The 21879-nt window shown below is 69.2% G+C and carries 19 protein-coding genes; 1 reads left to right on the top strand and 18 read right to left on the bottom strand.

Going from position 1 to position 21879, the window contains the following annotated elements; genetic code table 11:
• Positions 1-9: 9 nt before the first annotated feature.
• From carB to ACZ5QD_RS04920, 9 genes are all read right to left on the bottom strand, one after another.
• Entirely contained in the window at positions 10-3339 is a 3330-nt protein-coding gene (gene carB / locus ACZ5QD_RS04960) for a carbamoyl-phosphate synthase large subunit (protein ID WP_006894809.1), read from the bottom strand.
• Positions 3339-4532: a glutamine-hydrolyzing carbamoyl-phosphate synthase small subunit gene (gene carA, locus ACZ5QD_RS04955; RefSeq protein WP_375001937.1), complete on the bottom strand. Its 1194-nt coding sequence runs from the start codon at positions 4530-4532 to the stop codon at positions 3339-3341. Before carA ends, carB begins: the two co-directional genes overlap by 1 nt.
• Positions 4532-5110 (bottom strand): PH-like domain-containing protein, encoded by a 579-nt coding sequence (locus ACZ5QD_RS04950; protein WP_039866783.1) that lies wholly within the window; start codon positions 5108-5110, stop codon positions 4532-4534. Before ACZ5QD_RS04950 ends, carA begins: the two co-directional genes overlap by 1 nt.
• Complete coding sequence (locus tag ACZ5QD_RS04945; protein ID WP_464367140.1) at positions 5107-6462, bottom strand: dihydroorotase; 1356 nt, start codon at positions 6460-6462, stop codon at positions 5107-5109. The genes ACZ5QD_RS04950 and ACZ5QD_RS04945 overlap by 4 nt, the downstream gene beginning before the upstream one ends.
• Positions 6462-7496, bottom strand: coding sequence for an aspartate carbamoyltransferase catalytic subunit (locus ACZ5QD_RS04940; protein WP_062367515.1), 1035 nt, complete (start codon positions 7494-7496; stop codon positions 6462-6464). Before ACZ5QD_RS04940 ends, ACZ5QD_RS04945 begins: the two co-directional genes overlap by 1 nt.
• On the bottom strand, positions 7493-8056 hold the full coding sequence (pyrR, locus tag ACZ5QD_RS04935; protein WP_006894804.1) for a bifunctional pyr operon transcriptional regulator/uracil phosphoribosyltransferase PyrR: 564 nt from the start codon (positions 8054-8056) through the stop codon (positions 7493-7495). The genes ACZ5QD_RS04940 and pyrR overlap by 4 nt, the downstream gene beginning before the upstream one ends.
• 83 nt (positions 8057-8139) lie before the next feature.
• A complete protein-coding gene (nusB, locus tag ACZ5QD_RS04930; RefSeq protein WP_006894803.1) occupies positions 8140-8589 on the bottom strand; it encodes a transcription antitermination factor NusB in 450 nt (149 codons plus the stop codon).
• 49 nt (positions 8590-8638) lie between these two features.
• Complete coding sequence (efp, locus tag ACZ5QD_RS04925) at positions 8639-9205, bottom strand: elongation factor P (RefSeq protein WP_006894802.1); 567 nt, start codon at positions 9203-9205, stop codon at positions 8639-8641.
• Positions 9206-9226: 21 nt separating this feature from the next.
• Entirely contained in the window at positions 9227-10363 is a 1137-nt protein-coding gene (locus tag ACZ5QD_RS04920) for an aminopeptidase P family protein (protein ID WP_464367257.1), read from the bottom strand.
• A 42-nt stretch (positions 10364-10405) separates the two neighbouring features.
• Between ACZ5QD_RS04920 and ACZ5QD_RS04915 the strand changes: the two genes are divergently transcribed.
• Positions 10406-10897 (top strand): B-4DMT family transporter, encoded by a 492-nt coding sequence (locus tag ACZ5QD_RS04915; RefSeq protein WP_006894800.1) that lies wholly within the window; start codon positions 10406-10408, stop codon positions 10895-10897.
• 275 nt (positions 10898-11172) lie between these two features.
• On the opposite strand, the gene aroB is transcribed toward ACZ5QD_RS04915, so the two are convergent.
• From aroB to ACZ5QD_RS04870, 9 genes are all read right to left on the bottom strand, one after another.
• Positions 11173-12282 (bottom strand): 3-dehydroquinate synthase, encoded by a 1110-nt coding sequence (gene aroB / locus ACZ5QD_RS04910; RefSeq protein ID WP_045540468.1) that lies wholly within the window; start codon positions 12280-12282, stop codon positions 11173-11175.
• A 30-nt stretch (positions 12283-12312) separates the two neighbouring features.
• Positions 12313-12846, bottom strand: a complete 534-nt coding sequence (locus ACZ5QD_RS04905; protein WP_045540469.1) for a shikimate kinase — start codon at positions 12844-12846, stop codon at positions 12313-12315.
• The gene (gene aroC / locus ACZ5QD_RS04900; RefSeq protein ID WP_039866780.1) at positions 12843-14057 is read right to left on the bottom strand and encodes a chorismate synthase; all 1215 of its coding nucleotides are present in this window, start codon (positions 14055-14057) and stop codon (positions 12843-12845) included. The genes ACZ5QD_RS04905 and aroC overlap by 4 nt, the downstream gene beginning before the upstream one ends.
• Before the next feature lie 57 nt (positions 14058-14114).
• Positions 14115-14498, bottom strand: a complete 384-nt coding sequence (locus ACZ5QD_RS04895) for a prepilin peptidase (RefSeq protein WP_464367139.1) — start codon at positions 14496-14498, stop codon at positions 14115-14117.
• A gap of 76 nt (positions 14499-14574) precedes the next feature.
• Positions 14575-15420, bottom strand: a complete 846-nt coding sequence (locus ACZ5QD_RS04890) for a shikimate dehydrogenase (RefSeq protein ID WP_464367138.1) — start codon at positions 15418-15420, stop codon at positions 14575-14577.
• A complete protein-coding gene (gene mltG / locus ACZ5QD_RS04885; protein WP_433821198.1) occupies positions 15417-17306 on the bottom strand; it encodes an endolytic transglycosylase MltG in 1890 nt (629 codons plus the stop codon). The genes ACZ5QD_RS04890 and mltG overlap by 4 nt, the downstream gene beginning before the upstream one ends.
• Positions 17307-17336: 30 nt before the next feature.
• Entirely contained in the window at positions 17337-17765 is a 429-nt protein-coding gene (gene ruvX, locus ACZ5QD_RS04880; RefSeq protein WP_006894791.1) for a Holliday junction resolvase RuvX, read from the bottom strand.
• Positions 17762-20443, bottom strand: a complete 2682-nt coding sequence (alaS, locus tag ACZ5QD_RS04875; RefSeq protein WP_006894790.1) for an alanine--tRNA ligase — start codon at positions 20441-20443, stop codon at positions 17762-17764. Before alaS ends, ruvX begins: the two co-directional genes overlap by 4 nt.
• Positions 20444-20509: 66 nt before the next feature.
• On the bottom strand, positions 20510-21874 hold the full coding sequence (locus tag ACZ5QD_RS04870; RefSeq protein ID WP_006894788.1) for a replication-associated recombination protein A: 1365 nt from the start codon (positions 21872-21874) through the stop codon (positions 20510-20512).
• Positions 21875-21879 lie beyond the last annotated feature (5 nt).

Genomic DNA, 21879 nt, shown 5'->3' with positions numbered 1-21879 from the left:
CGGCCTCTATCACTTGCCCGCCTGCATCTCCGCGTGGCGGCGCTGCAGTGATCGCACGCTCATCGTGGCGTTCAGCGTCGCCTCGATGCCGAGCACCGCAGCGCCCGCACCCTGCACGGTGGTGATGAACGGCACCGTCGCGGCGATCGCGGCGGCACGGATCTCGTACCCGTCGACGCGCGGTCCGGCGGTGCCGAACGGCGTGTTGATGATGAGGTCCACCTTGCGCTCTCTGATGGCGTCGATGACGGTCCGCTCACCCTCCTTGGCCTCGAAGTACTTGCGCACGGTCTCCACCTGGATACCGTTGCGGCGCAGCACGTCCGCGGTACCGCCGGTGGCGAGAACGGTGAAGCCCAGGTCGGCGAGGCGCTTCATCGGGGAGATGATCGAGGCCTTGTCGCGATCGGCCACCGACACGAAGACCGTGCCCGAGCGAGGGAGCGCTCCCCCGGCCGCCTCCTGCGACTTGGCGAAGGCCCGGCCGAAATCGTCGTCGAGTCCCATGACCTCACCGGTCGACTTCATCTCGGGACTCAACAGCGAGTCGACGCCGGTCCCGTCCTCCCGCCGGAAGCGATTGAACGGCAGCACGGCCTCCTTGACCGCCACCGGGGCGTTCGCCGGGGTGACCGAACCGTCGCCCTCCGCGGGCAGGATGCCCTGGGTGCGCAGTTCGGCGATCGACATGCCCAGCATGACTCGCGCGCACGCCTTCGCCAGCGGCACCGCGGTGGCCTTCGAGACGAAGGGCACCGTGCGGCTCGCCCGCGGGTTGGCCTCGAGCACGTACAGCACGTCGCCGGCGAGCGCGTACTGAACGTTCATCAGGCCGCGCACGCCCAGACCCCTGGCCAGCGCCGCGGTCGAGGTCCGCACCCGCTCCACCACATCGGCGCCGAGCGTGATCGGGGGCAGCGCGCACGCCGAGTCGCCTGAGTGGATGCCCGCCTCCTCGATGTGCTCCATGATGCCGCCGATGTAGACCTCGTCGCCGTCGCACAGCGCGTCGACGTCGATCTCCACGGCACCCTCCAGGAACCGGTCGACCAGCACCGGGCGGTCGTCGGAGATCTCGGTGGCGTTCGCGATGTAGTCGGCCAGCCCCTGCTCGTCGTAGACGATCTGCATGCCGCGGCCGCCGAGCACGTACGACGGGCGGACCAGCACCGGGTAGCCGATTCCGGCCGCGATGTCCTTGGCGCCCTCGAAGGTGGTGGCGGTCCCGAACTGCGGTGCGGGCAGGCCCGCCTCGACGAGTACCTTGCCGAACTCGCCGCGGTCCTCCGCCAGATCGATCGCGGCCGGGCTGGTGCCGACGATCGGCACGCCCGCGGCCTCGAGCCGTGCGGCGAGCCCCAGCGGAGTCTGCCCGCCGAGTTGGACGATGACGCCCGCGACGGTGCCCGACTGCGATTCGGCGTGGTACACCTCCAGGACGTCCTCGAAGGTCAGCGGCTCGAAGTACAGGCGGTCGGCGGTGTCGTAGTCGGTGGAGACCGTCTCCGGGTTGCAGTTCACCATGACCGTCTCGTAGCCGGCCTCCGACAGCGTGAGCGCGGCGTGGACGCAGGAGTAGTCGAACTCGATGCCCTGGCCGATTCGGTTGGGTCCCGAGCCCAGGATCAGCACCTTGGGCCGCTCGGTCTGCGCGGCGATCTCGGTGGTCGCCGCCGGATCGAGCTCGTAGGAGCTGTAGTGGTACGGGGTCTTCGCTTCGAACTCGGCGGCGCACGTGTCGACCGTCTTGTAGACCGGGCGCACGCCCATGCCCGTCCGCAGTTCGCGGATCGCGTCCTCGTCGGTACCGCGGAGGACTGCGATCTGGCGGTCCGAGAGTCCGTTGCTCTTGGCGACCCGCAGGGTGAACTCGTCGAGGCTCTCGGCGTCGCGGACCTCGTGACCGATCTGTCGGATGCCGTCGATCTCGGCCAGGAACCACGGGTCGATCGAGGTCGCCTCGTAGATCCGGTCGATGCCGACGCCCGCCTCCAGCAGCAGCATGATCTTGTACATGCGGCCGTCCCTGCCGACCGACACCTCCGACAGCAGCGCCTCGGTGTCGATGGTCGCCGGGTCGGGCCGGTCGGCCTCGGTCCAGAAGCCCGCCGCCTTGGTCTCCAGTGATCGCATCACCTTGCCGAAGGCCTCGGCGAAACTGCGGCCCAGGCTCATCGCCTCGCCCACCGACTTCATCGTGGTGGTCAGCGTGTCGTCGGCGCCCGGGAACTTCTCGAACGCGAAACGCGGAGCCTTGACGACCACGTAGTCGAGCGCCGGCTCGAAGCACGCGGGCGTGACCCGGGTGATGTCGTTCATGATCTCGTCGAGCGAGTAGCCGATGGCCAGCTTGGCCGCCATCTTGGCGATCGGGTAGCCGGTCGCCTTCGACGCCAGCGCCGACGAGCGCGACACTCGCGGGTTCATCTCGATGACCACCAGTCGGCCGTCGCGCGGGTTCTGGGCGAACTGGATGTTGCAACCGCCGGTGTCGACGCCCACCTTGCGGAGGATGGCGATCGACTGATCGCGCATGATCTGGTACTCGCGGTCGGTCAGCGTCATCGCGGGTGCGACGGTGATCGAGTCGCCGGTGTGCACACCGACCGGATCGACGTTCTCGATCGAGCAGATCACGACGACGTTGTCCTTGTTGTCGCGCATCAGCTCGAGCTCGTACTCCTTCCAGCCGAGGATGGACTCCTCGATCAGGACGTTCGCCGTGGGCGAGGCCGCCAGGCCGCCGCCGGCGATCCGGTCCAGATCGGCTTCGTCGTAGGCCATGCCGGAGCCGAGTCCGCCCATGGTGAACGACGGCCGCACCACCACCGGGTAGCCGAGCTCCTCGACGGTCGCGTGCACCTCCTCCATGGTGTGGCAGACCCGCGAGCGGGCGCTCTCGCCACCGATCTCGGTGACGATGTCCTTGAACATCTGGCGGTCCTCGCCGCGCTGGATGGCGTCGAAGTCGGCGCCGATCAGCTCGATGTCGTGCTTGGCGAGAATGCCCTTCTCATGCAGGCCGACCGCCGCGTTGAGCGCGGTCTGACCGCCCAGGGTCGCGAGCACGGCGTCGATCGGGTGGCCGCCGGCGGCCTCGGTCTCGATGACCTTCTCGATGTACTCCGGAGTGATCGGCTCCACGTACGTGGCGTCGGCGAACTCGGGATCGGTCATGATCGTGGCCGGATTGGAGTTGACCAGCGACACGCGCAGGCCCTCGGCCTTGAGCACCCGGCAGGCCTGGGTGCCCGAGTAGTCGAACTCGCAGGCCTGGCCGATGACGATCGGGCCGGACCCGATCACCAGAACGTGGGAGATGTCTGTACGGCGAGGCATTACGCGCGGGTTCCTTTCATGGCGGAGTTCTCCATCACGTTGACGAACTTGTCGAAGAGGTTGGCGGCGTCGTGCGGTCCGGACGCGGCCTCCGGGTGGTACTGCACGGAGAACGCCTGGCCGGACAGCAGCTCCACACCCTCCACGACGCCGTCGTTGGCGCAGACGTGGGAGACGCGGGCACGGCCGAGGTCGGTGTCGAACTCCTCGCCCGCTTCGCCCTCGAGGGCGAAGCCGTGGTTCTGCGAAGTGATGGCGACCCGGCCGGTGGTGGTGTCGAGGACCGGGATGTTGATGCCCCGGTGACCGAACTTGAGTTTGTAGGTACTGCGGCCGAAGGCCCGTCCCAGGATCTGGTTGCCGAAGCAGATGCCGAACGTCGGCAGTCCCGCGTCGATCACCTCGCTGGTCAGCGCGACGGCCGCGTCGGCGGTCGCCGGGTCGCCCGGCCCGTTCGACAGGAAGAAACCGTCCGGGTTCAGAGCGCGGATGTCGGCGTAGGTGGCGTCTGACGGGAGCACGTGCACCTCCACTCCGCGGGCGGCCAGCATGCGCGGGGTGTTGGCCTTGATGCCCATGTCGAGCGCGGCGACGGTGAACTTCGCCTCCCCGCCGGCCGCCTCGACGATGTACGGCTCGGACGTGCTGACCTGCGCCGCGAGATCGGCACCGGCCATCGACGGCTGGGCGCGGACCGCGTCGAGCATCTCCTCGGTGCTGCCGATCGCATCGCCGGAGAAGATCCCGGCGCGCATCGATCCGCTGTCCCGGAGCACGCGCACCAGTGCGCGGGTGTCGATGCCCGCGATGCCGACCACTCCCTGACCGATCAGCTCGTCTTCGAGCGACGAGCCGGCTCGCCAGTTGGAGACGCGTCGCGTGGGGTTGCGGACCGCGTATCCGGCAACCCAGATCTTCCCCGGATCCCGGTGGTCGATGAAGTCCGCCGACCACCGGACCGACGAACGCTTGCCGAGCAGGCTCTCACTGTCCTCGGTGTTCCAGCCGGTGTTACCGATCTGCGGCGCCGTCGCGACGACGATCTGCCGGTGGTAACTCGGGTCGGTCAACGTCTCCTGGTATCCGGTCATCGCGGTGCAGAAGACCGCTTCGCCCAGAGTGCGTCCCGTGGCGCCGAACGCCTGACCGGTGAAAACCTGGCCGTTCTCCAGCACCATCACCGCTTTGTTCATCACTTGTCTCTCTTCTTCGTCTTCTTGGTGCCAGATTCATGTTCGTCCGTGAGTTCGAGCTCGCGGAAAGCCTTCTCGGTGATCTCCTCGTAGGCCGCCACCCACTCCGGATAGACCGACTTGTCGTCGGCGCGCAGCCCGGAGTCCACCTGGATCCCCGTCGGCAGCGCCCAGCGGATCACCAGCACACCGTCGCGGCTCATCGCCTTGCCCGCGAGCCCGCGTTCGGTGCGGACCGCCACGATCGACTCCTCGGGGATCCAGATCTGCGAGGCGCCCGAGCGCTCGATGAGCAATCCGGCCGGGAACGCCGACAGCTGAGCGTTGGCGCGGTCTCCGAAGTCGCCGACCGCGATGCGGTTCTGCCAGCTCGGCGCCATCGTGCTGCCGAGGTACAGGCCGGTGTGCGGGCCGCGGATGAGCTCTCCCGGGTCGGCGGGCGCCACCGGCAGTTCTCCGACGCTCTCCGCCTGCCTGCGGCCCCGGTTGCGCCAGCCGCGCACCACCATCGCCACCAGCGTCAGCCACACCGCGAGGGCGACGACGGTGACCACCACGTAGTACAGAACCTCGTTCACCGCCACTCACCCGCCGTCTCGTCGAACGCCGGGTCGCAGACCGTGTCGTCGAGCTCCGCGGGTCCCCGCGCCGCCGTGACCCGACCGCGCAGGACCGTCGCCTGCACGACGCCCGGCAGCCGCATCGACTCGTAGGGGGTGTTGCCGGACTTGCTGGCAAGTGTCTGGCCGCGGACCTCCCACGAACCGTCCGGATCGATGATCGTCAGATTCGCCGGCTCACCGACGGCGATCGGCCGCCCCTGGTCGTCGAGGCCGACGATCTGCGCCGGCCGTTCGCTCATCACTCGCGCGACGCCGCGCCAGTCGAGCAGTCCGGGCCGGACCATCGTCTCCACCACGATCGACAGCGCCGTCTCCAGACCCAGCATCCCCGGTCGCGCCTGCGAGAACTCGCAGCACTTCTCCTGCGCCGCATGCGGTGCGTGGTCGGTGGCGACGCAGTCGATGACCCCGTCGGCGAGTGCCGCCCGCAACGCCGTCTTGTCGGTCTCCTCGCGCAGCGGCGGGTTGACGCGGTTGACGCCGTCGTAGGTCTCCAGCCGCGAGTCGTCCAGCAGCAGGTGGTGCGGAGTGACCTCCGCGGTGATCTCGATCCCCTGGCTGCGGGCCCAGCGGATCAGCTCGACCGTGCCCGCCGTGGAGGCGTGCGCGATGTGCACCCGGGCCCCGGCATCGCGCGCCAGCAGCGCGTCGCGCGCGACGATCGACTCCTCGGCGGCACGCGGCCAGCCGGTCAGACCCAGCCGCGCGGCGGTCGGACCGTCGTGCGCGACGGCTCCCACAGTCAGCCGCGGATCCTCGGAGTGCTGCGAGATCAACACTCCGAGCCCCTTCGAGTACTCGAGCGCCCTCTTCATGATGACCGGATCGTGCACGCACTTCCCGTCGTCGCTGAACAGCTTCACCGCAGCGTCGCCGTCGGCCATCATGCCCATCTCGGCGAGTTGCTCGCCGGCGAGTCCGACCGTGACCGCACCCACCGGGTGCACGTCCACCAGACCGATCTCCCGGCCGAGGCGCCACACGTGATCGGTGATCGAGGCGTTGTCGGCCACCGGGTCCGTGTTCGCCATCGCGAAGACCGCCGTGTAGCCGCCGCGCGCCGCCGCTCGCGAGCCCGATTCGACGGTCTCGGTGTCCTCGCGGCCGGGCTGGCGCAGATGTGTGTGCAGATCGACGAAGCCGGGAAGCAGTACGCCGCCTCCGCCGTCGATCGTGTCCGCCCCCTCGGGAGCCGGCAGGCCGGCGCCGATCGCGGTGATCTCGCCGTCGACGACGGCGACATCCACCGGGTCGCCGTCACCGTAGGGCCGGACGTTGGTGATCAGGACCGAACCGGTGACGGACACTACTTCACTCCTCGGGAATCGTCGGGTGCGCTGCTGTCGGGTGTTCTGCTGTCCGCTGTTCTGCTGTCGGGTCCGCCGATGGACTCCTCGGCTCCCGCGATGAGGCGGAACAGCACCGCCATGCGGACGTGGACGCCGTTGCGGACCTGTTCGAGGACGGTGGCCTGCGGGGTGTCGGCGACGTTGAAGCCGATCTCCATGCCGCGCAGCATCGGGCCTGGATGCAGCACCACGGCGTCGTCGCGCAGCATCGCCATGCGGGTGTCCGAGAGCCCGTAGCGCACCGCGTACTCGCGCGCGCTCGGGAAGAATCCGCCGTTCATGCGTTCGGCCTGGACCCGGAGCATCATCACCGCGTCCGCGGCCGGAAGCTCGGCGTCCAGATCGGTGGCGACCCGGACCGGCCACGTCTGCACGCCCGTCGGCAGCAGGGTCGGCGGTGCCACGAGGACCACCTCGGCACCGAGGGTCGCGAGCAGCCGGGCGTTCGACCGCGCCACGCGCGAGTGCAGGATGTCTCCGACGATCGCGACGCGGCGACCTTCGAAACCGCCCAGACGCTGGCGAATCGTGTAGGCGTCGAGGAGCGCCTGCGTGGGGTGTTCATGCGTGCCGTCGCCGGCGTTGATGACCGACGGGCCGGTGGTCGGCAGGCCGGTGACGTCGCTGCCGTCGTTGGTCCACCGCGCCACCTGGGCGGCGGCGCCGGATGCCGGGTGCCGCACCACCAGGGCGTCCGCGCCGAGAGCGCGCAGTGTCTTGGCGGTGTCGCGCAGCGACTCGCCCTTGTTGACCGACGAACTCGATGCGCTGACGTTGATCGCATCGGCGCTCATCCACTTGGCGGCGACCTCGAACGAGACGCGGGTACGCGTCGAGTTCTCGTAGAAGACGGTCATCACCGTCCGGCCACGCAAGGTGGGGAGTTTGCGGACCTCACGGCCGGCGAGCGCCTGCTCGAACCGCTGGGCCTCGTCGAGGATGTCGAGCGCGTCGTCGCGGGACAGGTCGGCGGCGGAGAGCAGGTGCTTCATCGGAGCACCACCTCGTCGATCCCGTCGTGCTCCACCAGGTGGACTTCGACGTCCTCGTCCCGGGAGGTCGGGACGTTCTTGCCGACGTAGTCGGCGCGCAGGGGCAACTCCCGGTGGCCGCGATCGACCAGCACCGCGAGTTGCACCGCGGACGGACGGCCGAGATCGCGCAGCGCGTCGAGCGCAGCTCGCACGGTGCGGCCGGAGAAGAGGACGTCGTCGACGAGGATCACCAGCGCGCCGTCGACGCCGCCCTCGGGGACGAGCGTCCGTTCGAGCGGGCGATGGGGCTTGTCGCGAAGGTCGTCGCGGTAGAGCGTGATGTCGAGGTAGCCGGTCGGCACCCGGACGCCGGAGAACTCGGCGATCCGCTCGGCCAGCCGCACTGCCAGCGAGGTGCCCCGCGTGGGGATACCGATGAGCAGGACCCGACGGGCGTCGGGAGCGTCCAGAGCGGTCTTCTCGATCACTTGATGTGCCATGCGTGCCACCGTGCGCCCGACGTCAGAAGCGTCGAGTAACACACGCTGAGGGCGCGCACGATCGACCGGCGGAGCCAAGTCGACCTCCTTCTCCGCCTCACTGGACGGGTCGTTAAAGGAAATTCTCTTGTCGAGCCAGAACTTGCTCTCGAGGAGCCAGTCTACTCCGCCGAGGCCGCCGCCCTGACCTGAGGGGCCAGTTCGGCGACCTTGCCGAGGACGCCGTTGACGAACGACGGGGAATCGTCGGTCGAGAGCTCCTTGGCGAGCTCGACGGCCTCGTCGAGCACGACGTCGATGTCGACGTCGGTCGCGTACAGCAGCTCCCAGACGGCCAGCCGCAGAATGGCGCGGTCGACCGCCGGGAGCCGGTGCAGCTTCCAGTTCTCCAGATGCGACTCGATCACGGCGTCCACCTGGGAGGCGTCCGTGGTGACACCCTCGACGACGCGCACGGTGTACTCGTACATCGTTCCGACGCTGTCGTCGGTGGGGTAGATCTCGCGCCGCTCAGCGATCAGCTGGGTGGCCTTCACGCCCTTGGCTTCCGCCTCGAACAGAAGGTCCACCGCGCGCTTGCGCGCCTTGTGGCGGGTACCGGGTTTCTTCACGTGAGTCGCAGTGCCTGTCTTGCTCGGGGAACGTCGGTGGTGCGGTGTGTCAGCTGTTGACGCGGCCGAGGTAGCTGCCGTCGCGGGAATCGATCTTCAGCTTGTCGCCGGTGTTGATGAACAGCGGCACCTGGACCTCGGCGCCGGTCTCCAGCGTGGCGGGCTTGGAGCCGCCGGTCGATCGATCGCCCTGCAGACCCGGGTCGGTGTGCTGGACCTCGAGTTCGACGGTGACCGGGAGCTCCACCGACAGCGGCGCGCCCTCATGGGTCGAGACCTGGACGGTCATGTTCTCCAGCAGGAAGCGCGCACCGTCGCCGATGACCTCGGGGGCGATGGTGATCTGGTCGAAGGTCTCGCCGTCCATGAACACGTAGTCGGTGCCGTCGTTGTACAGGTAGGTCATGTCGCGACGGTCGACGGTCGCCGTCTCCACCTTGACTCCGGCGTTGAAGGTCTTGTCGACGATCTTGCCCGACAGGACGTTCTTGATCTTGGTGCGCACGAACGCGGGGCCCTTGCCCGGCTTCACGTGCTGGAATTCCAGAATCTGCCAGAGCTGGTCGCCCTCCATCTTGAGGACGAGGCCGTTCTTGAAGTCGGCGGTCGACGCCATATGTGTTGTCTCCTCGGAAAGTCACAGGGCGCGGAGCGCCCTCGGGGTGGTCGTCAGCAATCGCGGTCCGGCATCGGTGACCACCAGGGTGTCTTCGATCCGCACGCCGCCGCGCCCGGGCAGGTAGATCCCGGGTTCAACGGTGACCGTTGCGCCGACAGGCAGTGTACCGCTCGCGGCGGCCCCGATTCCCGGACCTTCGTGGATCTCCAACCCCACCCCGTGCCCCAGACCGTGCACGTAGTACTCGCCGTACCCCGCGTCCGCGATCACCTCGCGGGCGACGGCGTCGACCCCCGCCAGGTCGGCGCCGGGAACGAGGGCCTCGCGGCCGGCGAGCTGCGCGGCCTCGACGATCTCGTAGATCTCGCGTTGCCACGCCGCCGCGGCCCCCAGTACGTAGGTGCGGGTCATGTCCGAGTGATAGCCGCCGGCGACCGCGCCGAAATCCATCTTGACCAGGTCGCCGTCGGCGAGCACCGCATCGGTGGGGCGATGGTGCGGGATCGCCGAGTTCGGCCCGGCGGCGACGATCGTCTCGAAGGCGATGGCGTCGGCGCCGCGCACGTACATCTCCCACTCGAGGTCGCGCGCCACGGCGCGCTCGGTGCGGCCCGGTACGATCGCGTCGCGTTCGATCAGAGCGGCGAGGGCCTCGTCGCCGATCCGGCACGCTGACGTGATCAATTCCACTTCACCGGCGTCCTTGACCGCGCGCAGCGCTTCCACCGTTCCGCGCAGCGGGACCAGTTCCGCGCCGGCGTGCTGCGACAGGTCGGTGAACGCCGCCACCGACATCGCGTCCGCCTCGATGCCGATCCGAACGCGCGGTCGCAGGCCGGCGGCGTGCTCGACGAGGGCGCGCGGGCAGTCGCGGGCGATCAGCGCCGGCAGGTCGGGTACCTGTGCGGCCACCTGCGACACATATCTGCCGTCCGTCGAGATCGTGTCCTCGGGCCGCTCCGGCCGCTCGGCCCAGACGAGGACCGCCGCGTTGCTGCCGGTGAAACCTGTGAGGTAACGCACGTTGACCAGGTTCGACACGACGATCGCGTCCACCTGGTCCCCCGCCGCGTCGTCTCCCAATGCCCGGGACAATCGGGCGCGCCTGGCCGCGGTCGTCACGCCGGCCTCGGCGCGGGCCTCTTCTTTCCGCATGTCAGCGTTGTTGAACATGTTCCTCCCCGGTATGGTGCATCCATGAGTTCGTGGCTACTGCGTGGCGCCGTGATGTCGATTGTGCACATCGCCGCCCGAATCATTCTCGGTGTCGTCGTCATCACGGCACCTCTGTCCTCGCCACTCGGACGCTGGCTCGCGGTGATCGCCGTGGTGCTGATCGCGGTGATCTGGGGCGGATACGACGGCATCAGGGACGCCCGCGCGCACAGCGACCCCGACGACTACGAGGATCTCACGATGCGCTGGCTCAAGGTCGGCCTCGTGGCCGCCGTCGTGTCGTGCCTCGTGTGCTGGATCCTCGGAACCTTCTGGCTGAACGGTATCGGCCAGGCCTCCTTCTGGATCGAGATGACCGCCGGCGTCTCGTTCATCACCCTCATCGTCTACCTGCCGGCGTTCTTCGGCGTCAGCCTCGGGCGCTTCTTCGTCCGCCGCGACCAGCGGAAGGCCGAGTTGAAGGCGCAGGAAGCAGCAGAAGCGCAGACCGCTCAGCTGGCGACCACTGCCTGAGCATCGTCTCCACGACGGCGGGCCGGGAACCTTCGAGGTTCCCGGCCCGCTGTTGTTTGTGCTGTGAGGGGGTTTCGACTCGCTTCGCTCGCTCAACAAGCCTAAGGAGCAGCCCGCTCAACCAGCCTGCCGGGCGGCCCGCTCAACAAGCCTAAGGAGCAGCCCGCTCAGCCAGCCTGAGGAGCAGCGCGCGCAATCAGCCTGCCGGTGGGCACTTCACATCCAGGGTGGTTGAGCGAGCGGAGCGAGTCGAAATCATCCCACCCTCGAACCGCTCACAGCATGATCGGGGCGGGGCCCGAGGCTCCGCCGGAGGCGACGGCCGAGTAGGCGGCCGCGATCAGCGACGGGTCCGGGGCCTCCAGACGGCCGGGCTTCGCCAGACCGTCGAGCACCACGAATCGGAGCATGCCCGACCGGTTCTTCTTGTCGCCGGCCATCGTCTTGAGGAGTTCGCCGAGCGCGTCCTCGTCGTAGGTCGTGGGCAGACCCACGAGTTCGAGGATCCGGCGATGGCGGTCGGCGGTCTCGTCGTCGAGCCGGCCCGCGAGCCGCCCGAGTTCGGCGGCGAAGACCATGCCGACGGAGATCGCGGCCCCGTGACGCCACTTGTAGCGTTCACGGCGTTCGATCGCGTGGCCGAGCGTGTGACCGTAGTTGAGGATCTCCCGCAGTGAGGACTCCTTCAGATCCGCGGACACGACGTCTGCCTTCACCTGGACCGACCGGCGGATCAGCTCCGGCAGGACCGTCCCCTTCGGGTCGAGGGCGGCACCGGGGTCGGCTTCGATCATGTCGAGGATCACCGGATCGGCGATGAATCCGGTCTTGATGACCTCGGCGAGCCCGGCGACGACCTCGTTGTGCGGGACCGTCTCCAGCGTCGCGAGATCGATGAGCACGGCGTCGGGCTCGTGGAACGACCCGACGAGGTTCTTTCCGGCATCGGTGTTGATGCCGGTCTTGCCGCCCACCGCGGCGTCGACCATCGCCAGCAGCGTGGTCGGCACGTGGATGACGCCGATGCCCCGCATCCACGTCGCGGCCACGAAACCGGCGAGGTCGGTGGCGGCACCGCCGCCCAGGCTGATGACCTTGTCGTTGCGCATCATGCCGATGCGTCCGAAGACCTCCCAGCAGAAGGAGGCGACGGAGAGGTCCTTGCCATCCTCGGCGTCCGGGATCTCGACGCGATGCGCATCGAAGCCCTGTTCGGCCAGATACTCGCGGATCTGCTCGGCGGTGGCCTTGAGGGTCGGCTGATAGACGATCGTCACGCGATCGGCGCCCTGCGCCGCTTCGGCGACGTCGGAGAGCAGACCCCGGCCGATCGTCACGTCGTAGGGACTCGCCGCGCGGACGGCGACCTTCACCGGTTCGGTCATGCCTGATCTCCCATGTTCATTGGTCGGCGTTCATTGGTCGGCCCGCACCGCCTGCAGTCGGGCCCGGATGTCGTCGACGACAGTCTGCGGGTTCCGGGCCGCGTCCACCTCGACGGCCGCGACGGCGCGATAGGTCGGTTCTCGGCGCGACAGCAGGTCCGCATAGCGCCGACGTGGGTCGGGGTCGGCGAGCAACGGTCGGTCGGACGCAGCGACGCGCGCGAACCCGGTGTCGGCGCCGACCCTGAGATACACCACGGCGTGGCCGGCGAGCGCCTCGCGGATCGTGTCGGTCATCACCGCTCCTCCGCCCAGCGAGACCACACCGTCGAACCGGCCCAGAACGTCGGTGACGACCTCGGACTCCAGCCGGCGGAAGGCCGGTTCGCCGTCGGCGGCGAAGATGTCCGGGATGCTTCTGCCGGAGCGGCGTTCGAGTTCGTCGTCGGTGTCGCAGAAGGCGACGCCGAGAGCGTGGGCCAGTGCGCGGCCGACGGTCGACTTGCCCGCTCCCATCGGGCCGACGAGAACCGCGGCCGGACGGCCGGTGGCCTGTGCCGTCACGACTGCGGGTGCGGCGGACGGCTCTCGATCACGTCGAGGTAGCTGCGCAGGTTGGCGGCGGTCTCGGAGACCGAGTCGCCGCCGAACTTCTCCAGCGCCGCCTGTGCCAGCACCAGCGCGACCATCGCCTCGGCGACCACACCCGCGGCGGGCACGGCGCACACGTCGCTGCGCTGGTGGATGGCGGTGGCGGGCTCGCCCGTGGTCATGTCGACGGTCGACAGCGCCCGAGGGACCGTCGAGATCGGCTTCATCGCGGCCCGGACACGGACCGACTCGCCGTTGGTCATCCCGCCTTCCAGCCCGCCCGCACGATTGGTGGAGCGAAGCACCCCATCGGCTCCGGGGACCATCTCGTCGTGGGCCTGGCTGCCGCGACGCCGCGCCGTCTCGAAGCCGTCACCGACCTCGACGCCCTTGATGGCCTGGATGCCCATCAGGGCCGCGGCCAGCCGAGCATCGAGCCTGGTCTCGCCGCTGACGTGCGAGCCGAGTCCGATCGGGACACCGGTGGCGATCACCTCGACGACGCCGCCGAGCGTGTCACCGTCGCGCTTGGCGGCCTCGATCTCGTCGATCATCGACTGCTCGGCGTCCTTGCCGAAGGCGCGGACCGGGCTCTCGTCGATCGCCGACAGATCGGCGGCGGTCGGCGCGGGACCGTCGTACGGCGTACTCGCACCGATCGAGACGACGTGCGAGACGATCTCGATGCCGAAGACCTGCCGCAGGAAGTTCCGGGCCACCGTGCCCGCGGTGACGCGCGCCGCCGTCTCCCGTGCGCTCGCCCGCTCCAGCACCGGACGGGCGTCGTCGAAGCCGTACTTCAGCATGCCGGAGTAGTCGGCGTGCCCGGGTCGCGGACGGGTCAGCGCCGCATTGCGCGCGCTGCCCTCGAGTTCCTCGGCGTCGACCGGATCGGCCGACATCACCTGTTCCCACTTGGGCCACTCGGTGTTGCCGATCTCGACGGCCACCGGGCCGCCCATCGTCAGCCCGTGGCGGACTCCGCCGATCATCGTGACCTTGTCGGCCTCGAACTTCATACGGGCGCCGCGGCCGTAGCCCAGCCGGCGGCGGGCCAGTTGTTCGGCGATGTCGGACGAGGTGATCTCCACTCCGGCGACCATCCCCTCGACGAGGGCCACCAGGGCCGGGCCATGGGATTCTCCGGCAGTTATCCAGCGCAACACAATGGTCAATTGTTCCAGAAGGGTCCACCGGCGGCACAGGCAGGCACTCCGGACGGTTCCGCCGTCGCGCACCGGTCATGTCAGCAGCAGGAACAGGATGGTCGACGCCGCGAGTGCGGGCCCGTGCGGCAGGCTGGTCTTTCTGGCAATACCGCAGGTCACGAGGGAGATCACCGCCGCCGCCACCACGACGAGGCCGCTCACGATCGGTTCACCGACCAACGCGCCGCACGGCACGGCGAGCTTGACGTCGCCGCCACCGCAGTGACCGCGCGCGAAGGCCAGCACATACGGCACGGCGGCGACCGCCGCCGACGCTCCGACGACGGGCAGACACACCGCCACGGCGGCGGTGCCCACCATCGCCGGAACGACCAGGGAGTTCGGGATGCGCCCGGTCCGGCGGTCGATCGCGGCGACGAGCAGAAGCCAGACGGCTGCCAGGAGTTCGGGGACCATCGCTCGAGCGTCCCGGTCCCCTGTGGACCGCGACAATCACCCGATCCACAGGCCCCGACACCCGACCGGGGTCGACTCAGAGCGCCAGACCGACCGCCGCAGCCATGGCGGCCTTCGGGGCAGGTCTGCCGGTGAACTGCTCCACCTGGCTGTAGGCCTGGTTCAACAACATCACCAGTCCCCCGGCCACGGTGCCGCCGGCGGCGGCCGTCGCGGCGGCGAGCGGCGTCGGCCACGGGTCGTAGATCACGTCGATCAGGCGCGGCGTGGCGGTCACCGCCGGAATCAGCGCCTCGGCGGCCGGCGCCGGCACTGTCGACACGGTGACGTCGGCGGCCGCGCACGCCTGACGCACCGTCGCGCCGCCGTCGAAGGGCACCACCTCCACCGACAGGCCGAGTTGCTCGGCGAGGTCGCACGCGCCGCGCGCCCGCTGGGCACTGCGTGCGACGATAGACACCGCTGAGACGCCGGCGTCGGCCAGCGCCGCTAGCGTCGGCAGAGCGGTTCCGCCCGCGCCTATCACCACGGCTCGCGATGCCCCGGCCGGGAGTCCGGCCGCTGCCAGCGCGCCGGTCATCCCGTCCACGTCGGTGCAGTCGGCCCGCCACCCCGCGTCGGTGCGCACCAGGGTGTTGGCCGATCCGATCAATTCGGCTCGGCGCGTCCGCTCGTCGGCGAAGGCCAGCGCCGCGAGCTTTCCCGGCATCGTCACCGAGAAACCGATCCATTCGGCACCCGCGCGGGAAACGCGGTCGGGAAGCTGCTCCGCCGTGGTGTCGATGGCCTCGTACGTCCAGCCTCGCAGACCCAGCGCCCGGTAGGCCGCACGGTGCAGCGCCGGAGACTTGGAGTGCGCCACCGGCGAGCCGAGCACCGCGGCCTTGCGTGGTACGGGGTCCACGGGATCCTCGCCCGTCATTCGCAGCCGGTGGTCAGGAGCTTGTTCTTGCACGCCACCTGACGGTTCTTCTTGTGCTGGTCGAAGGTCTTCGAGAACAGCGTGGTGCCCTGCTTGTCGACGGTGACGAAGTACAGCCAGTCGCCGCTGGCGGGATTCAGCGTGGCGTGCAGCGCACGCTCACCGACCGCACCGATCGGTGTGATCGGCAAGCCCTCGTGCTGGTAGGTGTTCCAGGCGTTCTCGTCCTTGTAGACGTCACCGCGCACATCGACGTCCGTGACGGCCGCGGTGTAGTTGATCGTCGAATCCATCTCCAGCCGCTGTCCGGCCTTGAGCCGGTTCAAGATCACGCGGGCGACCTTGGGGAAGTCCTCGTCCTTGTTCGCCTCGCGTTCGACGATCGACGCCGTCACCAGGTTCTGGTAGGGCGTGAGTCCGGTGTTGTTGTCGGACTGCAGGCCCCATGCCGTGAAGCGCTTGTCGGAGTTGGTGATCAGGGTGTGCAGTATCTCCACGGCGGACATCCGCGGGTCGAGATCCTCCCACGCACCCGAGGCGATGAGCCCCTCGATCCGGCGATGGTCGTTGCCGAGCCGGTTGAACGCCTCGAGCGCCCACGACGGGATGCCGAGTTCGGTGGCGCTGGCGGTCGCGGCGGCCTCCATCAGCTGATCGACGGTGACCCCGTACGTCTGATCGTCGGTCTTCACCGTCGTCGCGTCGGCGATCCGCTGGAAGATGCCCGGCGTCGTCTTGCCGTCGACGCCCTTCTTGGTGTCGAGTTGCAGACCTTCGGGCACCACCATGAAACCGACGCGATTGTCGCTGCCCTGCATCTTCTGCACCGCCGCCTCGGCCGAGATGCCCTTGGGCAGTTTGTAGAAGCCCGCGGCGACGGTGTCGTTGCCGGTGGCGTTGACGAAGGCCTTGCGGCTGCCGACCACCCCGGCGTCGGTGAGGGTGTCGCCGATGTCACGCACCGTCGCATCGCTCTGGATCTCCACCAGCGCCGAGCCGTGCCCGGTGCTGCTGTCGTAGTCGGTGCTGGAGTCGAAGACGCCGAGCGCCTTCAGCGCGATGCCCGCCAGGACCAGGATGACCACGAGGAGGATCGCCAGAACGGCGACGACCACCTTGCGGTTGCGCTTGCGGGCGGGCATCGGACGATCGACGAGATCGGCGTCCTCATCGGCGCCGCCGGCCGGCGCATAGCCCGCCGCCGCGACGTCCTGGCCCACGGTGCCCGCGGCTCGAGGGTCCGCGGACGCGTACTCGGCAGGTGCATGGTCGGCCGGCGCATACTCAGCCGATGAATAGTCGGTCGGCGCATAGTCGGTGGCGGCGTACTCCGCCGGCGGCGCGTCGTACCGGGCGTGCGATCCGGTGGTCTCGCCCGGGGTGACGTCGTCCTGCGTGACATCCAGGATGTCGAAGAGACCGGTCGGCTCGGGTTGTTGCACCGGCTGAGCCTGTGGGACCTGAGTCTGTGGGACCTCGGTCTGGGGCACCTGAGTCTGCGGGACCTGAGTCTGCTGCTCCTGCGCGTGACGTGCCGGCGGGTTCACGATCGTCGGCGGTTCCGTCGAGTGCGGCGAGGTCCGCGGTTCGGTGAAGCTCAGCCCCTCCACCTCGGTCGGGCGGTACTGGACCTGGAAGTACGGCGACGGCTCGCCGGCAGGCGGCTCCGGGGTCCGGTACTCGATCGTCGGATCCGGCAGTGAATCCCCCACCCGGACGATCGGAATGCTGCCCGTCGTCGTCGGATCACCGGGCGCACGCCGGCGGCGATGCCGGTTGCCCGACTGTCCGGCGCCCATCGACTCCGCGAAGTAGCGGCGCCGGTCTCCGTCAGACGGCAATCGTCCGCCGGATCCTTCGCTGCGCGGGTCGTCCTGGTCAGACACTTGAGAGATTCCTCCTCGTCGGCTGGCGGCTCATCGTTGCGCGTCGAGCCATCCCTGAAGGATAGCGACAGCCGCAGCCTGATCCACGACGGCACGCGCGTCTTTCGCTTTCACTCCCGACGCACGCAGCGCAGCAGTCGCAGTGACTGTGGTGAGCCTCTCGTCGTAGAACTCGATCGCGACTCCGTCGGCTTCGGCCGCCAGTTGACGTCCGAAATACCGCGCGGCACGGACCGCCGGTCCCTCTTCGCCGCGCAGTGTCCGCGGCAGGCCGATCACCACGCCGATCGCCTCGTACTCGGCGATGATCTCCACGATCCGCGCCACGTCGGAACCGTCCTTGGCGCGCCGGACCGTCTCGACCGGGGTCGCCAGGATTCCGTCGGGGTCGCACACCGCGACCCCGACGCGCACGCTTCCCACGTCGATGGCGATGCGGCGTCCGCGAGGTGAGATCACCGGCCGCCGACGACCTCGCGCAGCCGCGCCAGAGCGGCGTCGATGCCCGCGGCGTCGGTGCCCGAGCCCTGTGCCAGGTCCGGCTTGCCGCCGCCCCGGCCCGACACCAGCGGTGCCAGTTCCTTCACGAGGTCGCCCGCCTTGACACCGGCCGCGCGCGCGGCGTCGGTGGTGCCGATCGCGAACGGGACCTTGCCGTCGGCCGACGAGAAGAGTGCGACAACCGCATTGCGGTCGGCGACGCGGCCACGGAGGTCGGTCACCAGTCCGCGCAGGCCGTTCGCGTCCACACCGTCCGCGACGCGGGCCGCCACGAGCAGCGTGTCACCGACGGTGACGGCCTCGTCGATCAGGCCCGCGACCGCTGCCCGGGACTGCTCCGCCCGCAGTGCCGCGACGGTCTTCTCGGCCTCCTTGAGCTTCAGGACCAACTGCTCGACCCGATCGGGCACCTCCTCGGAGGGCACCTTGAGGGACGCGGCCAGGCCGGCCATCAGGGCACGCTCCCGCGAGAGGTAGCGGAAGGAGTCCATGCCGACGTATGCCTCGACGCGGCGCGTGCCCGACCCGACCGACGACTCGCCGATCACCGTGATCGGACCGATCTGCGCCGAGCTCGCCACATGGGTGCCGCCGCAGAGTTCCATCGAGAACGGTCCGCCGATCTCGACCACCCGGACGCGGTCACCGTAGTTCTCGCCGAACAGCGCCATGGCCCCCATCGCCTTGGCCTTCGCCAGATCGGTCTCGAAGGTGTTCACCGCGTAGTTGGCTTCCACCGCCTGGTTGGCGATCCGCTCGATCTCCTCGCGCTGAGCGTCCGTGAGCCCACTGCCTGCATGGAAGTCGAAACGCAGGTAACCCGGACGGTTCAGCGAACCGGCCTGGGTGGCGGTGGGACCGAGGACCTCCCGCAGTGCGGCGTGCACCATGTGCGTCCCCGAATGCCCCTGAGTGGCGCCGTGACGCCAGCCCGCGTCCACCGCGGCGAGCACCTCGTCGCCCTCGACGATCTCGCCCTCGTCGACCACCACCCGGTGCAGCCACACCTTCTTGCCGACCTTCTGGACGTCTCGGACGGCCAGCCGCACACCGTCTCCGGTGGTGATCGTTCCCCGGTCGGCCATCTGGCCGCCCGACTCGGCGTAGAGGGGGCTGCGGTCGAGGATCAGTTCCAGTTCGGTGCCGGGGGCGGCGGACCGGACACGCTGACCGTCGGCCACCAGGCCCAGTACGCGAGCCTCCGACACCAGTTCGTCGAAACCGGTGAACTCGGTGGGTCCGCGGTCGAGGAACTCGCGGTACACCGACTGGTCGGCGTGCGACGACTTGCGCGCACTCGCATCGGCCTTCGCGCGGCGGCGCTGCTCGCCCATCAGCTCGGAGAAGCCCTCGCGGTCCACCTCCAGACCCGCTTCGGCCGCCATCTCCAGGGTCAGGTCGATCGGGAAGCCGTAGGTGTCGTGGAGGGTGAAGGCGTCGCTGCCGCTGATCGAGGTGCTTCCGGCCCTCTTGGTGGCATCGGCCGCCTCCGAGAACAGCTTGGAGCCCGCTGCCAGCGTCCGGGCGAAGGTGGTCTCCTCGGCCACCGCGACCGACAGGATGTGGGCCCGCTGCTGCTCCAATTCGGGGTACGACGGGCTCATCACATCGATCACTTCGGCGATGATCCGCTCCATCGTGGCCTCGCCGCCGCCGGTGGTGCCCGACCCCAGCAGCCGCATGGACCGCACGATGCGACGCAGCAGTCGGCGCAGCACGTACCCGCGACCGTCGTTCGCGGGAACCACACCGTCGCCGATCAGCATCGCCGCGGTGCGGGCGTGGTCGGCGACCACGCGGAAGCGGACGTCGTCCTCGTGCTTGCCCGCTCCGTACTCGCGGCCGGTGAGGCGGGACGCGAGGTCGATGATCGGCTTGAGCAGGTCGGTCTCGTAAACGTTGTCGACGCCCTGCAGCAGGCAGGCGACCCGCTCGATGCCCATGCCGGTGTCGATGTTCTTCTTCGGCAGCGGACCGAGGATCTCGTAGTCGTCCTTGCTGGTGCCCTCACCGCGTTCGTTCTGCATGAAGACGAGATTCCAGATCTCGATGTACCGGTCCTCGTCGGCCTCGGGACCGCCTTCGACGCCGTACTCGGGACCGCGGTCGTAGAAGATCTCCGAACACGGACCGCACGGTCCGGGCACGCCCATCGACCAGTAGTTGTCGGCCATGCCGCGCCGCTGGATCCGTTCGGACGGCACGCCGATCTCGTCGCGCCAGATGCTCTCGGCCTCGTCGTCGTCGAGGTACACCGTCGGCCACAGCCGCGTCGGGTCGATGCCGTACCCGCCGTCCTCGACCGAATTGGTCAGCAGTTCCCACGCGAACCGGATCGCCTCGCGCTTGAAGTAGTCGCCGAAGGAGAAGTTGCCCGCCATCTGGAAGAAGGTGTTGTGGCGGGTGGTGATCCCGACCTCTTCGATGTCGAGGGTGCGCACGCACTTCTGCACGCTCGTCGCGCGGGTGTACGGCGGTGTCTGGTCGCCGAGGAAGAAGGGCTTGAAAGGCACCATGCCGGCGTTGACGAACAGAAGGTTCGGATCGTCCAGAATCAGCGAGGCGCTCGGCACCTCGGTGTGTCCGGCGCGGATGAAGTGATCCAGGAATCGCTTCCGGATTTCATGCGTCTGCACTGCGGCGGTGTCCTTCGTAGAAGTCGGGCAGAGAATCAACAGTCGAGTTTACGCCCCACCGGCGCGTCACCTGCGGGAGCGCCCCCGGGAAGTGAGCCCGCGCACGATGGAGCGCAGACGACCCACGCGCGGGGCGAGTTCCCGTTCGAATCCGTGGTCGGTCGGCTCGTAGTAGTCGACGCCGACGAGCGCGTCCGGTGCGTACTGCTGCGCCAGCACCCCGTCGGGGTCGTCGTGCGGGAACCGGTATCCGATCGCGTTGCCCAACTTCTTGGCTCCCGCGTAATGACCGTCGCGCAGGTGCGGCGGGACGGCGCCGGCCTTGCCCGCCGCCACATCGGTCATCGCCTTCCCCAGCGCCGAAGTCACCGCACCGGACTTCGGCGCGGTCGCCAGATGGACGGTGGCCTGGGCCAACGCGAGCTGCGCCTCGGGCATCCCAACCATCTGCACGACCTGCGCGGCGGCGACCGCCGCCTGCAGCGCCGTCGGGTCGGCCATGCCGATGTCCTCACTGGCGTGGATCATCAATCGCCGCGCGATGAATCGGGGATCCTCCCCCGCGGTGATCATCCTCGCCAGATAGTGCAGCGCGGCGTCGACATCCGATCCGCGGATCGACTTGATGAAGGCACTCGTGACGTCGTAGTGCTGATCGCCGTCGCGGTCGTAGCGGACCGCGGCGCGGTCGATGGCGGCCTCCACGTCGGCGACCTCGATCACATCGCCGGCCTCGGCCGCGTCCGCGCTCGCCTCCAGTGCGGTCAGCGCGCGCCGCGCGTCACCGCCCGCCACCGCGACCAGGTGGTCGAGCGCCTCGTCGGACAGTTCCACGGAGCCGTCGAGGCCGCGCGGATCGGCGACGGCCCGGCGCAGCACGGTCTCGACGTCGTCGTCGGTCAGCGACCGCAACTGGAGCACCAGCGACCGCGACAACAGCGGCGCGACCACCGAGAACGACGGATTCTCCGTGGTCGCCGCCACCAGCAGCACGATCCGGTTCTCCACGGCGTCGAGGAGCGCGTCCTGCTGAGTCTTCGAGAACCGGTGGACCTCGTCGATGAACAGCACCGTCTGCTGTCCGTGCGCCAGCCGTCGCCGGGCCATGTCGATGACGGCACGGACTTCCTTGACGCCCGACGAGAGTGCCGAGAGCGCCTCGAAACGACCGCCGGTGGCCTGGCTGATGAGCGAGGCCATCGTGGTCTTGCCGGTGCCGGGCGGACCGTAGAGCAGTACCGACGCGGCACCCGAACCGGCGATCAGCCGCCGCAGCGGCGAACGCCCGCCGAGCAGATGTTCCTGGCCGACGATCTCATCGAGCGACGCCGGACGCATCCGGACGGCGAGCGGCGGCGCGGGCCGACCGGCCGCACCGGACTCGACCGCGTCACCGGAATCGTCCGGTGTCCCGAACAGACCGTCGTCCACAGCTC

It is taken from the genome of Gordonia sp. J1A (assembly GCF_055393515.1).
The sequence above is the reverse complement of the archived record's forward strand: the minus strand, read 5'-3'. Positions and strand labels throughout refer to the sequence as shown.